The 13,459-nt window shown below is 63.5% G+C and carries 12 protein-coding genes; 8 read left to right on the top strand and 4 right to left on the bottom strand.

Going from position 1 to position 13,459, the window contains the following annotated elements:
* The first annotated feature begins 113 nt into the window (after positions 1-113).
* The 5 genes from VGO04_RS04560 (at position 114) to VGO04_RS04540 (ending at position 6,045) form a co-directional block, all read left to right on the top strand.
* Positions 114-1,079, top strand: coding sequence for an ABC transporter permease (locus VGO04_RS04560; RefSeq protein ID WP_327494775.1), 966 nt, complete (start codon positions 114-116; stop codon positions 1,077-1,079).
* Entirely contained in the window at positions 1,079-1,975 is an 897-nt protein-coding gene (locus VGO04_RS04555) for an ABC transporter permease (protein ID WP_327494774.1), read from the top strand. The genes VGO04_RS04560 and VGO04_RS04555 overlap by 1 nt, the downstream gene beginning before the upstream one ends.
* 1 nt (position 1,976) lies before the next feature.
* Positions 1,977-3,695 (top strand): ABC transporter ATP-binding protein, encoded by a 1,719-nt coding sequence (locus VGO04_RS04550; RefSeq protein WP_327494773.1) that lies wholly within the window; start codon positions 1,977-1,979, stop codon positions 3,693-3,695.
* Positions 3,696-3,929: 234 nt separating this feature from the next.
* The gene (locus VGO04_RS04545) at positions 3,930-5,126 is read left to right on the top strand and encodes a cyanate transporter (RefSeq protein ID WP_327494772.1); all 1,197 of its coding nucleotides are present in this window, start codon (positions 3,930-3,932) and stop codon (positions 5,124-5,126) included.
* A 214-nt stretch (positions 5,127-5,340) separates the two neighbouring features.
* Positions 5,341-6,045, top strand: coding sequence for a GntR family transcriptional regulator (locus tag VGO04_RS04540; RefSeq protein WP_327494771.1), 705 nt, complete (start codon positions 5,341-5,343; stop codon positions 6,043-6,045).
* Positions 6,046-6,159: 114 nt separating this feature from the next.
* Here the strand turns inward: VGO04_RS04540 and VGO04_RS04535 are convergent, their stop codons facing one another.
* The 3 genes from VGO04_RS04535 to VGO04_RS04525 all read right to left on the bottom strand — a co-directional run bounded on the left by VGO04_RS04535 (position 6,160) and on the right by VGO04_RS04525 (position 8,996).
* Complete coding sequence (locus tag VGO04_RS04535) at positions 6,160-7,557, bottom strand: amidohydrolase family protein (RefSeq protein ID WP_327494770.1); 1,398 nt, start codon at positions 7,555-7,557, stop codon at positions 6,160-6,162.
* Between the two features lie 148 nt (positions 7,558-7,705).
* Positions 7,706-8,563 carry a LysR family transcriptional regulator gene (locus VGO04_RS04530; RefSeq protein ID WP_327494769.1) on the bottom strand — a complete coding sequence of 286 codons (858 nt, stop codon included), beginning with the start codon at positions 8,561-8,563 and terminating at the stop codon, positions 7,706-7,708.
* Between the two features lie 82 nt (positions 8,564-8,645).
* Positions 8,646-8,996 carry a helix-turn-helix domain-containing protein gene (locus VGO04_RS04525; protein ID WP_327494768.1) on the bottom strand — a complete coding sequence of 117 codons (351 nt, stop codon included), beginning with the start codon at positions 8,994-8,996 and terminating at the stop codon, positions 8,646-8,648.
* Between the two features lie 107 nt (positions 8,997-9,103).
* On the opposite strand from VGO04_RS04525, the gene VGO04_RS04520 reads away from it, so the two are divergent.
* Positions 9,104-9,514 carry a GFA family protein gene (locus VGO04_RS04520; protein WP_327494767.1) on the top strand — a complete coding sequence of 137 codons (411 nt, stop codon included), beginning with the start codon at positions 9,104-9,106 and terminating at the stop codon, positions 9,512-9,514.
* 48 nt (positions 9,515-9,562) lie between these two features.
* On the opposite strand, the gene VGO04_RS04515 is transcribed toward VGO04_RS04520, so the two are convergent.
* Positions 9,563-10,657: a LacI family DNA-binding transcriptional regulator gene (locus tag VGO04_RS04515; protein ID WP_327494766.1), complete on the bottom strand. Its 1,095-nt coding sequence runs from the start codon at positions 10,655-10,657 to the stop codon at positions 9,563-9,565.
* A gap of 171 nt (positions 10,658-10,828) precedes the next feature.
* Here VGO04_RS04515 and VGO04_RS04510 point away from each other — a divergent pair, with 171 nt between their 5' ends.
* A complete protein-coding gene (locus VGO04_RS04510) occupies positions 10,829-11,809 on the top strand; it encodes an ABC transporter substrate-binding protein (RefSeq protein WP_327494765.1) in 981 nt (326 codons plus the stop codon).
* A gap of 158 nt (positions 11,810-11,967) precedes the next feature.
* Entirely contained in the window at positions 11,968-13,458 is a 1,491-nt protein-coding gene (locus VGO04_RS04505) for a sugar ABC transporter ATP-binding protein (RefSeq protein ID WP_327494764.1), read from the top strand.
* Position 13,459 lies beyond the last annotated feature (1 nt).

The raw sequence follows: 13,459 nt of genomic DNA, 5'->3' as shown, positions 1-13,459 counted from the left end.
CTGCCCACAACCGGGCCAACTCCTCCATGCGCCACTGGCAGCCTGGAGAACGCGGGAGCGCAGCCCCCGGTTTTCGCCTCAGGGCAGGATCGCTCCCACGCAAGGACTTTCCGATGATCAGACTCTTTTCAGTCCGGTTGCTTCAGGCCATCCTCGTGATGGTCGCAGTCACCGCCATCGCTTTCGTCATGTTCCGCTTTGTCGGTGACCCCGTCGCCTCCATGGTGCGCGAGGGCGCGACCCAGGCGGAGAAGGACGCCGTGCGCGCGACCCTCGGCCTCGACAAGCCGGTGGTGGTGCAGTTCGCCACCTTCGTCGGACAGGTGCTGACGGGCGATCTCGGCACGAGCTACCGCTACCAGCAGCCCGTGACGACCCTGTTGCTCAGCCGCCTTCCCGCCACGCTGGAACTGGTGATTGTCGCCACCGTACTTGCGCTGTCGCTCGGCATTCCGCTCGGCGTGCTCTGCGCGCTGAAGCCAAACGCCCTTCTGTCGCGGCTCACCCAGTCTGCGACGCTGATCGGCATTTCCATGCCCACTTTCGTCACCGGACTGCTGCTGATCCTGGTCTTCGCGGTGAACCTGCGCTGGCTGCCCTCCTCCGGGCGTGGCGATCTCGTCGATATCGGCGTCTGGCAGACCGGATTTCTTTCGCTGTCGGGGCTGAAGTCGCTGATCCTACCGTCGATCACGCTGGCGCTGTTCCAGCTCACGCTGATCATGCGCCTCGTGCGCTCCGAGATGATCGACGTCCTGTCGTCGGACTACATCCGCTTCGCCTTCGCGCGCGGCCTGCCGCGCACCTACATCTACGGGCGTCTTGCGCTCCGCAACGCGCTGATGCCGGTCGTAACCGTGACGGGCCTGCAGATCGGCCAGCTCATCGCCTTTGCGATCGTCACCGAGACGGTGTTCCAGTGGCCGGGCATGGGCCTGCTCTTCACCAACGCCGTCGGCTACCCGGACGTGCCGGTGCTGGCCGCCTACCTTCTCTTCGTCGGCTTCCTGTTCGTCACGATCAACATGATCGTCGACATTCTCTACACCTTCATCGACCCGCGCCTGAGGACACGATAATGGCCACGCAATCCCTGATGCGCCGGCTTCCGCCGGTTTCCGTGATGGTCGCCAGCCTGGTGGTTCTCATCATGCTGATCCTCGTCATCTTCGCGCCGCTGATTGCGCCGATGGACCCGCGGGACGTCGCCTCCTATTCGCTGATGGACATGGAGATTCCACCCGCCTTCATGGAGGGCGGTGATCCCCGCTTCCTGCTCGGCACGGACAACCAGGGCCGCGACCTCGTCTCGGTCATTCTGTTCGGCCTGAGGATTTCCGTCGTGATCGGCCTTGGCGCCGTGGTCTTCGCGGCCATGCTCGGGGTCGTACTCGGCCTCATCGCCGGCTTTTTCGGCGGTGTCGTCGACGGCATCGTGATGCGCATTGCCGATATCTTCGTCAGCTTCCCCACCATCCTCGTCGCGCTGCTGATCAGCGGCATTGCCCGCGCACAGCTGAGCGCCGAGACCATGCTTGCCTGGGCGCCGCTGGTGCTGATCTTCTCCATCGCCATCAACGAATGGGTCCAATACGCGCGAACCGTGCGCGCCTCGACCATGGTGGAGATCGCGCGGGACTATGTGCGTGCCGCCAAGGTCATAGGCCTGCCCTCGGCCCGCATCATGGGCCGCCACATCCTGCCGAACATCATGAGTTCGGTCATGGTCATCGCCACGATCAACCTTGCGGGTGCGATCCTGACGGAGGCAACGCTTTCCTTCCTCGGCGCCGGCATGCCGCCGACCTACCCTTCGCTCGGCACGTTGATCCGCATCGGCAACCAGTTCCTGTTTTCCGGCCTCTGGTGGATCGCGGTGATGCCCGCCACCGTGCTCGTCATCCTCGTGCTCGCCGTCAACGTCATTGGCGACTATCTGCGCGACCATTTCAACCCGAAACTGATGGCTCGATGAGATGACCGAAACAACGCGCCCCGTCCTCGACATCCGCAATCTTCGTGTCGAATATCCGCTCGCCAACGGCACCACGCTTGTCGCCGTCAAGGACACCAATCTCGTCATCCGCCCTGGCGAAATCCACGCCCTGGTCGGAGAATCCGGCGCCGGCAAGACCACCGTCGGCAACGCGCTGATGGGTCTGTTGCAGGCCCCCGGCAAGATCACCGCCGGCTCGATCATCATTGCCGGCAAGGAGATCGACCTGCGCACCGGCCGCACCGAAGGCATCGTGCCCGGACGCGATGTCGGCGCGATCTTCCAGGACCCGATGACGAGCCTCAACCCGCTCTTCACGGTCGAAAGCCAGCTTTGCGAAGGCATGCTCACGCACCTGAAACTCTCATCCAGGGAGGCCAAGGCGCGCGCTCTGGAACTGATGAAGGCTGTCGGCATTCCGGAACCGGAACGCCGGCTCGGCAGCTATCCGCACCAGCTGTCCGGCGGACAGCGCCAGCGCGTGGTCATCGCCACGGCCCTTGCCTGCAATCCGCAGCTGATCGTTGCCGACGAGCCGACCACCGCGCTCGACGTCTCGGTACAGGCGCAGATCCTGAAGCTCATCCGCGATCTGGCGGACGAACGCGGGGTTGGTGTGCTTCTCGTGACCCACAACATGGGCGTCGTCGCCGAGATCGCCGATCGCGTCACCATCATGCAAAACGGCGCGGTTGTGGAAAGCGGTCCGACGCGCGAAGTCCTGACGGCGCCGAAGGCACCCTATGCCCGCACGCTGATCGCGGCCGTGCCGCCCATCGATGCACGCCTCGACCGCTTGCCCGTGCCAAGCGAGGAAACCCCGGTGACGCTTGATGCGCGCGCCGCCGTCCGCCGCAAAAGCGCCAGGAACGAAACCGGCAGCCGGGAGGACGTGGTCCTCAGCGTCCGCGACCTTGCCGTGGAGTATGGGGGCCGCTCCTTGCTGCCGGGCCGCAAGGCGTCGGTCTTCAAGGCCGTCAAGGGCGTATCGTTCGATGTCCGGCGCGGAGAGATTTTTGGTCTCGTCGGAGAATCCGGTTGCGGCAAGACCACCGTTGCCAACACCATCGCCGGCCTTGTCACCCAGAGTGCGGGCTCGATCGATTTTCAGGGCACGGCGCTTGGCGCCCGGCGCGAAAAGTCGATCCGCCAGTCGCTGCAGATGGTGTTCCAGGATCCCTATTCGGCGCTCAACCCGCGCCTGCGCATCAACGCCGCCATCGCCGAGCCGATCCTGTTCTACAAGCTTGCCTCAAACGCGGACGAAGCCCGACAGGACGCCAGGACGTTGCTGGAGGCCGTCGGTCTTCCTGCCGACGCCGGCACGCGCTTCGCGCACGCCTTTTCCGGCGGCCAGCGCCAGCGCATCGCCATTGCTCGCGCCCTCGGACCGCGCCCGTCGCTGCTCATTTGCGACGAGCCGACGTCGGCGCTCGATGTTTCGGTGCAGGCACAGCTCCTCAACCTCTTGAAGGATCTGCGCGACCTTGCCGGCCTCTCCATGCTCTTCATCAGCCACGACCTCGCGGTAATCCGTCAGATGTGCGACCGGGTCGCAGTGATGAAAGCGGGCGAGATCGTCGAGCTTGCGGACACAGAGACCCTCTTCACGGCACCGAAACACGAATACACGCGCGAGCTGCTGCGCCTTGCTCCCTCGGTCGAACGCATTTTTGGACGAGAATTGGCGTCAGCGTGACCATGGGAACCGGGTTTGACATGCGGACACGCCAGCATGCGCCGGGGCCAAGCCGATGAAGCTCTGGTGACAGAGCCAAACGATCGACAGGTGCCGCAGGAACGGCCCTGTCGGCTGAGAAGCGAGAAGTGCGGCGGCTTCTCCCCGAAACCGCTTGCGCCATCGCGCGCTCGGCCCTGCCGAGAGGTTCGGGCCGCAGGAAACAAGAAAAAGACGTAGAGGAAATTCCCAATCATGTCCAAATCGACCCAGCCCAAGACGGGCCGGCAATGGCTGCTGCTCGTTCTCGTCGTGATGGTCGCCATCAATTTGCGGCCATTTCTCACGGCACCAGGGCCTGTTCTGTCCGAGATCGTCGCCGATACCGGCATGGGATATGGCAGCCTGGCGTTGCTGACGCTGCTGCCCATGATGCTCATGGGTGTGGGCGCCTTCATATCGCCGTCGCTGCAGGCGCTGATCGGCACGCGGCGCGGCATCCTCATTGCCTTGCTTGTGCTGGCGGCCGGCTCCCTGCTGCGGCTCGTCGCACCCGGAGGCGTGGCGCTGGTGATGACAGCCGCGCTTTGCGGCGCCGGCGTCGCCTTCATCCAGGCGGCCTTTCCCGGCATCATCAAGGCAGAGTTTCCTGAAAGCATTCCCGTCGTCACGGGCCTCTATTCCGCGATCCTGATGGGCGGCGGAGCGTTGGGAGCGCGGCTGACTCCGTTTCTCGTCAGTCACGGCTACGGCTGGCGCCCGGCACTCGCCTGGCTCGCAGCGCCGGCGATCGTTGCTTTTGGCGCCGCCTTCCTCATCCTTTCGGATGCGCGCGGCAAGCGGCCAGACAGGGCGCTGACCGGGCGACTGCTGCGCCGGCCTCGCACCTGGACGCTCATTCTCGCCTTCGGCTTGGTCAACGCCGGCTATTCCTCCGCCGTCGCATGGCTTGCCTCCTACTACCAGTCGCTCGGGTGGAGCGCGAGCGACAGCGGTAATCTCGTGGCGCTGATGGCGATCTGTCAGGCGGCTGCCGCCCTCGCCCTGCCGATCCTTGCGCGACAGAACATCGATCGCCGCGCATTCCTGCGTTTCACGCTCGCAATGCAGGCGATCGGCTTTGCCGGTCTGGCCTTCATGCCGCAGACCGCGCCCGCCCTTTGGGCCGGCCTGTGTGGCGCGGGCCTCGGCAGCAGCTTCTCGCTGGCGATCGTCACCGCGCTCGACCACCTGCCGCGACCGGAAGAGGCCGGTGTCCTTGTGGCGCTGATGCAGGGCGGCGGCTTCCTGATCGCATCGCTCGGGCCGTTCGCGACCGCGTTTCTGCACGAGGTCAGCGGCAGCTTCGCGCCAGGCTGGACGCTGCACCTGCTCTGCGTCGCCAGCGTGTTCTTCCTCTACATGCGGTTCAACCCGTCGCGCTACGCGCAAGCCATGCAGTCGCCAATCTGAACGGCAGGCTCGCGACGGAGCACCGGTCTCTTGGCCCCTCCCCGATTGGTTGACGCGGGGTAGCCGGGGCGCGCGGAGGCCACCGCGTCGTCGCGAACCGCATTTTGCGGGTCACCGTCGCGCGAGTTCGCCTGTCGGGAGGCCAAACCACTGGACATTCCGTCATTTTGTATGCAATTCGAAGAAACAATTGTTGCGACTTGGAGGCTTGGGAATGGCAAAAAACGAGAGCGATCGGGGCAGTGGCCGCGCTCAGGCCGTTCATCGCGTCCTGAAACGCGCCATCCTCGACCAGGCACTATCTCCGGGGTCAAAGCTCCCGGAGGATTCGATCGGCGAAAGGCTCGGCGTCAGCCGCACGCTCGTGCGCGAGGCGCTCGTCCGGCTCAGCCAGGAAGGGCTTGTGGAGCTGCGACCGAACAAGGGCGCAATGGTCGCGCGGCCAACCCTTGAAGAGGGGCGCAACCTGTTCCTGACGCGCATGGCGCTGGAACGTCTGGTGGTCGAGACGCTTTCAGGCAAACTGACACGCGAGCAGATCGACGCGCTTGCCGCGCATATTGAAGCCGAGGAGGCGGCAAAGAAGGAGCGGGCTCCTTCGATTCGCCTGGCAGGAGAGTTCCATACTCTACTTGCGCAGATGACCAACAACATCAGCCTCATGCGCTACGTGAACGAACTGGTCGCCCGAAGCTCGCTGATCCTTGCGCTCTACGGCCGGCCGCATTCGTCGGAATGCGCGGTGTCTGAACACCGCGACCTGTTGGACAAATTGATTGCCGGCAAGACCGAAGAGGCGGTGGCGCTCATGGCCCATCATCTCGATTCGGTGACGACGCGTGCGCTGCTTCCGCCGGACGGGGACCGAAACATCAAGGAAGTGCTGGCCGCCTATGCTGTGGCCGAGGGCCTTGCCTAGACCAGGAGAGAGGTGCGCCGCAGAGGCACACCTCTCGTTCCACGACGCTCGGCAGGAACGCAGCCGATGGCCACGCTCCGATGCCGAACGTCGTTTGGAGCAGACCCGGCTTGATCAGGCCTGGTCAACCGCACCCGCCACGAGGCGGCCGCGATGGAACGTGGCGCTTCTGGCCGACACACGGGCGACGGCTTCCGCCGAGCAACTCGCCGCGGCAAGTGTGAACGAAGCCGCATCGCCGACTTTCGGCCAGGCCCGCTTGCCCTGATCATCAAGCGGCAGGATGCCGCCTGTCGCAATCGACAGGGCACGCGAGAGGCGGAACTCGTCCGATCCGCGGTAGAGCTGCGCGTAGAGATAGGCCTTTTCGAGCATGTCCCCGCTGCCAAATGGCGACCAATGGTCAATGACGCTGTCGGTTCCGGTCATGACGAAGACGCCCTTCTCGGTAAGCTGCGGCAGGGGCATCATCAGGCCACCGATCGGCACGGTCGAGGCGATCGAAATCTTGTACTCGGCCATACGCGACGCCGTCTCCTCCAGTTGCTCCGGAGTAAGGGTCGTTAGCGCAAAGGCGTGGCTGATCGTGACCTTTCCGTGCAGAGCAGGGTTTTTCTCCACCGTGTCGATCATGTAGTTCACCGCCGCAACGCCGGCTGGGCTGGTTTCGTGCAGATGAATGTCCACGCCCTTGCCGGTGTCGAGCGCAATCTGGAACATGGCGTCGAGTGATTTTTCCATGGCGGCATCGACATTCGTCGGATCGAGACCACCGACGTACTGGACGCCCATCTGCATCGCTTCGCGCATCAGGCCGTCGACCTTGGAATGCAGCAGGCCGTGCTGGGGGAAGGCGACGATTTCGCATTCGAAGTCATCGCGATGGTTTTCCAGCGCCCGCTGCAGGTGCTCGAGGCTCTTGAGGCCGCTGACCGGGTCGATGTTGCAGTGGCTGCGCGCCACCGTGCTTCCCTTGGATTGCAACAGGGCAATCAGTCCCTCCGCGCGCTCCTGCGACGTCGGCAGCAATTGAGGCAGCAGCTTCTCCTCAAGCGCGATCATGTCCATGATGGTCTTGCCCTGGCGCGGACGCGGCGCCTGCCACGGACCGCCATAGAAGGTCTTGTCCAGGTGGATGTGCATGTCGCGCATCGACGGCAACAACAGCTGCCCGCGCGCCTCATAGCGTGGGAGGCCTTCGGGCAAGGCCGCTTTTTCCGGGTGCAAGGCGACGATCGCGCCGTCCTTGATCTCCAGGGCATAAAGCGCCGTGCGCGTGGCAACGACGATGTCGTTGTCGTATTCGAACCCCTCTTCCAGCCGCACGCCAGTCAAGAGATAGTGGCGTTCCGCGACCGCCTTGGTCAGCACCTCGCCCCCACTGTCACCGGACTTTGCCGATGCTTCGCGAACCATTCCGCCAGACAATCCAGCGACGGCGCAAGCGGTGGTCAGCATGCCCGTCTGGCTGAGAAACGCCCTGCGGCTCTGCGGTAGCATCTGTTCCAACATTTTTTGCCTCATCGTGGATTGGGATCGAGGCATCAATCTAGCGAACGACGCCGTCTCGTGGCAGCGACATTTGCCAATGATGGCTATTCGATTTGCCAATGCACGAACGCGAAATTGGCACACGCGCAAATGACAGGCGTGGCGCCGTTTACCGTCGCAGGCCGCAATACGCGATAAGATGCTCCGCCAGAGTGAGTGTGGCGGGGCTGGCATCGTCACGGAAAAAGAGGGCCAGTTCAAAGTCGTCGACAGGTGGCAGGCCTTCGCCGGCGCCCAGCACACGGTGGGACGGCAGCCGGCAGCTTGCAGGCAGCAGACTAACGCCAAGACCGGCCGCGGACGCAGCAGCGAGTGCGGCGAGACTGGCGCTGCTGTAACTGATGCGCCAGCGAATACCGAGACGCTCCAACGCCTGACACAGTTCGTCGCGGTAGAGGCCGTTGAGCGGAAACACCGCCAACGGCACCGGCGATTGCTCGATTGCCGGGCGCATTTGACTGTCCAGCCACAGGAGCGGCTCCGGCCTCGCTGCGCGCGGCATCTGGCTACGGCGCTGTTTGACCAGGACCAGATCGAGCTCCCCCTCAAGATACGCCCGCTGCAGGTCCGCGCTCAGCCCACTGGTGACGTCCAGTCTGAGGTTCGGATGCTGGCCATTGAACGATGCCAGCAAATCGACCGTCGGCACCATGAAATCCTCGGGCAGGCCCAAACGGAGCACGCCGTCACGCCAGGGACCGGCGAGCGCATCATGCGCCTCCTCGTTCAGCGCGATGATGCGACGGGCATAGCTCAAGAGCTTGACGCCCTCTTCCGTCAGTTGCACCAGATGCGACGAGCGCTCGAAAAGCGGCTTGCCCAGCATGTCCTCAAGCCGGCGAATTTGCTGACTGACGGTCGACTGGGAGAGGTTCACGCGCTCGGCCGCGCGGGTGAAGCTGCTGCTTTCGCAAACGGCCACAAAGCTCAGCAGCAGCTGCGGGTTGAACATAGGGTAGCGGCTCATTCATCCCCCGAGGCTGGGTTCGTTCATTGGCGAAAACAAACGGCTCGCCAGGTATTCGACGTCGGTTGCTGCCGGCGTCGGCCTACGCGGATAGTGCGACAGGCATCGGGACGATCCTTTCGGCTTTTTCCGCCATCCGGATCTCGTAGGCCTTGCCCCAGTGTGCCATGACCGTCACCGCCTGGTTCAGGCTGCGGCCGAACTCGGTCGCTGAGTACTCCACCCGCAGCACCTTGCCCGGAAGATCGTCCGCCTCCATCTCGCGCAACTGCTGGGTCAGCATTTTCTCGCTGACCCCGGACAAAACTCGCTTCAGCTCGCCGAAGCGGCGCGGCGCCACGTTAATCTCCCAGAGGATATCTGTTTTCCACTTTCCGCCGATCACGTTGAGGGCGCTCGCAAAACCACAGTCGTCGTCAGGTAGGCGCTTCATCCGTGTCTCCTTACTTCAGGGTAACCAGTTACTTGAAAGTGCGTAATTTACCAACGCGCTCGGGCCGACCTATCAAGTGGCATCTTCGGAACTGGAGTTCAAATTCGATGACGACAACAGAGGAGACGCACACCGCGACCTGCTCCTGCGGCAGTTTCCGTTTGACTGTTCAGGGTCCACCCGAGCGCGTTTATGCATGCGCCTGCCTGGAGTGCCAGAAGGCAACCGGATCTGCGTTTTCCTATCGTGCGCGTTACAGCAAACGAGCCGTTACGGTAGACGAAGGGGACAGGCGGCGGTTTCGGCGCATCAACAGTGCCGGCAAGTGGATGGACCAGGTGTTTTGCCCGAGCTGTGGAACGATCATCTACATGGATGCTGAAGTCATCGAGGATAAGATCGTCGTTTCCGTTGGCTGTTTCGGTGAGCCGGATTTTCGGGCACCTGCCTCGGTCTACTGGTCGCGGCGGCGCCATGACTGGTATCAGCCGGATGCAGACATCACCCTTATCGAGTAGCGACAATCCGGGCGGCGCGACAGACCTATCTTCCAGCGACCCAGCCCTCTAAAGGGTAGCCTTCGAGCGCGCGGCGGCGGACCAGAGTGTCGTGGTTCCGCGGACCACCAGGGGTCCGTCGACTTTAATGGTCATTGGCCGCATGTGCTTTCCATGGATCGCCATGTCGATCAGGATTTCGGCCGCCCTTTGTCCCATTTCGTAGTTCGGCAAGACCAGCGTCGAGAGCGGCGGATGGGTGTAGCGCGCCAGTTCCTGGTCGTCGTACCCCATGACGGAGAGATCGGCCGGCACCCGCAAGCCCTTCTCCTGCGCCGCCTCCATGACGCCGATCGCCATCAGGTCGTTGCCGCAGAAGATCGCGGTCGGTGGGTTCGGCAAGGAGAGCAGGTCGAGCCCGGCCTCGTAGCCGCGCAGCGGCAGCCAGTCGCCATCGCGCACGAGGCTCTCGTCAAAGGCGATATCGGCGGAGGCCAGCGCCTGCTTGTAGCCCTTCAGCCGATCGACTGCCGCATCCATCCAACGCTCGCCATTGATGAAGCCGATGCGCTGATGGCCAAGCGCGGTCAGATGCGCAGTGGCCGCAAAACCGCCTGCGACTTCGCCCGGAACGACCGCCACGTGCTGGCGCGGTTCGCAGTAGCAGTTGAGAAGCACGGTCGGGAGCGGCGCCAGCGCCTCGGGCACGGCAACCTTGCGGGTGAAAATCGTGGCGTAGATCACGCCCGCGATCGAAGGGTCTCTGAGAACCGAACGCAATACCGCGGCCTCAAGCTCCGGGTTGGAGCGGGTCACATGGGCCGACACCAGCATGCCCTGCTCGAAGGCATAGTCGCGAATGCCGTCGAGGCTTACGACCGGATGCGGGCTGGTTGAGATTTCGTCGACGATGAAGGCGATCGTGTCCTTCTCGACTTCGGGCGCGCTTGTCACCGGCCCGCGGGTCGCCGGCAATTTATAACCGATTTTATGAGCAGCCTCCCGCACCTTCTGCTGGGTTTCCGGAGATATGCGCGAACCGGACATTTCGTTGAGCACGAGGGAGACGCTCGACTGCGATACACCGGCTATCCTTGCGACATCCGTCATCGTCGGGCGTCCTTCGCCCCTTTTGTCCGGACTGCGCCCGTTTCCCTTGGCCATGCGTGCCCCCTACCCTCAAGCGTGCATTGCACTGCACGCGGGCTTTTGCAAGTGCTCATAATTTTTGGCCTTGACTGCTAATATTATTAGCGCAAGATTTGACGATGTGAAGCGCAAAAACGCTCACGTCCGGTAGAGGAGCACCGGCCAATCTGGGAGGAGAACCCGATTATGACCATGATTTCCCGTCGCACTTTCATGCTTGCGGCAACGGCCATCGGCGCGCTCGCCATGGCAGGCATCGCGATCGCCGAAGTGCCGAAACTTGCGCAGAAGGAAAAGTACAAGGTCGGCTTCGCGCAGACCGAATCCAATAATCCCTGGCGCATCGCCCAGACGAACAGCATGAAGGCCGAGGCTGAGAAGCACGGCATCCAGCTCGTCTACACGGATGCTGCCGGCTCGGCTGCCAAGCAGGTCGCCGACGTCAATTCGATGATCGCGCAAGGCGTCGACGTGATCTTCCTCGCGCCCCGCGAAGAAAAGCCGCTGATCCCGGCCGTGATGGCCGCCAAGAAGGCCGGCATTCCGGTGATCCTGCTCGATCGCTCCGTCGATCCGTCGCTCGCCAAGGCCGGCGAGGACTATCTGACCTTCATCGGCTCGAACTTCGTCGAAGAAGGCAAGCGCGTCGCCGAATGGCTGGTGAAGAACGCCAACGGCAAGTCGAAGATCATCGAGCTGGAAGGCACGACCGGATCGTCGCCCGCCAACGACCGCAAGAAGGGCTTTGACGACGCGATCAAGGCAGCTGGCGGTTTCGAAATCGTCGCCTCCCAGACCGGCGACTTTGCCCGCGACAAGGGCCGCCAGGTGGCGGAAGCCCTGCTCCAGGCGCACCCGGACGCAGACGTGATCTACGCCCACAACGACGAGATGGCGATCGGCGCCATCGCAGCCCTCGAGGCCGCCGGCAAGGTGCCGGGCAAGGACGTTCTGGTGCTGTCGATCGATGGCGGCAAGGAGGCCGTTCAAGCGGTCGTCGACGGCAAGATCGCCGCCGTCGTCGAGTGCAATCCGCGCTTCGGACCCAAGGCCTTCGAGACGATGATGCGCTACGCCAAGGGCGAAACGATCGAGCCGAAGCTCATCAATGACGACAAGTTCTACGACGCTTCCAACGCGGCCGCGGAACTCGCCAACGCCTATTGATATCATCTCCCGAGCCTATGCCGGCCGATCGGACCAACCGTATCGGCCGGTTTTTTGACCGCGACAGTGCCAGGCATGACCTTCGGCCCGTTCACGTGTAGGCTGGCAACGCCCACCTTTTTGAGGAGCGGCGGACGGCGGAGATAGGGAGGAGACCCATGCTTCTGTCCATGCAGGGCATTTCCAAGGCGTTCGCCGGCGTGCCGGCGTTGAAATCCGCCTCGCTCGAGGTCGAGCCTGCGGAGGTCATGGCGCTCGTCGGCCAGAATGGTGCCGGCAAGTCGACGCTGATCAAGATCCTCACCGGTGCCTATCGCCGCGATGAGGGCAGCATTTCCTTCGATGGCAGAGATGTCGACTTCTCGATCCCGGCTGAGGCGCAGGCGGCTGGCATCGCGACCATCTACCAGGAAATCAACCTGGCGCCGCAGCGCTCCGTGGCGGAGAACATCTACCTTTCGCGCGAACCCAGGCGCTTCGGCCTCATCGATCATGCGGCCATGCGGCGCGGTGCGCAGGCGGTGCTGAAAACGTTCAACCTGGCAATCGACGTCGACCGGCCCGTCGCGCATTTCGATGCGGCGACAAGGCAGATGGTGGCGATCGCCCGCGCGGTAACGCAGAACGCGCGCCTCGTTATCATGGACGAACCGACATCGTCGCTCGACGAGCGCGAAGTCGCCATTCTCTTCGAGACGATCCGGACGCTAAAGCGCTCAGGCGTTGCGGTGATCTTCATCGGTCACCGGCTCGATGAACTCTACGAGATCTGCGACCGCGTCACGATCATGCGCGATGGCCAGACTGTGGCAAAGAGCCTGATGACGGACATGCCGAAGATGGCGCTGGTGCGCCACATGCTCGGCAAGGAATTGGCCGCCTTCCAGGCGATTGCCCCGGACGCGCAACCGGCGCATCGGCCTGTCCGCCTCGAACTCGACAAAGCCTCGGCAGGGGTGCGCGTGCGCGACGTCAGCCTCGCGGTCCGCGAAGGCGAAATATCGGGCCTGGCAGGCCTGCTTGGCTCCGGCCGTACGGAAACCGCGCGACTGATCTTCGGCGCCGACAGGATCGAGCGAGGCACGATGCAGATGGAAGGGCGGGAACGCACATACCGTGAGCCCGCCGACGCGATTGCCGACGGCATCGGCCTCGTCTCCGAGGACCGCAAGATCGACGGCATCGTGCCCGACATGAGCATCCGCGAGAACATGACGCTTGCCCTTCTGCCGAAGTTGAAGAAGGCGGGAATCGTCGACCGCGCCCGTCAGGACGAGATCGTCACCCGCTACATTCGCGTCCTCGGGGTCAAATGTGCCTCGCCCGATCAGCCGATCAAGGAGCTCTCCGGCGGCAACCAGCAGAAGGTGCTGCTTGCCCGCTGGCTTGCCACCGATCCGCGGGTGCTGATTGTCGACGAGCCGACGCGTGGCATCGATATCGGCGCCAAGTCGGAAATCCTGAAGCTCCTGCGCAGCCTTGCCGATGACGGGCTGAGCGTGCTGATGATCTCTTCCGAACTGGAGGAACTTCTTGCCGCAGCCGACCGCGTGACGGTGCTCAGCGACGGAACGTCGGTCGCGACCCTGTCGCGCAAGGACTTGAGCGAAGCGGCGCTGCTTGGCGCCATGGCCCACCAGGTAGAGTGAT

The organism is Ensifer sp. (assembly GCF_035999185.1).
GTDB lineage: Bacteria > Pseudomonadota > Alphaproteobacteria > Rhizobiales > Rhizobiaceae > Ensifer.
The sequence above is the reverse complement of the archived record's forward strand: the minus strand, read 5'-3'. Positions and strand labels throughout refer to the sequence as shown.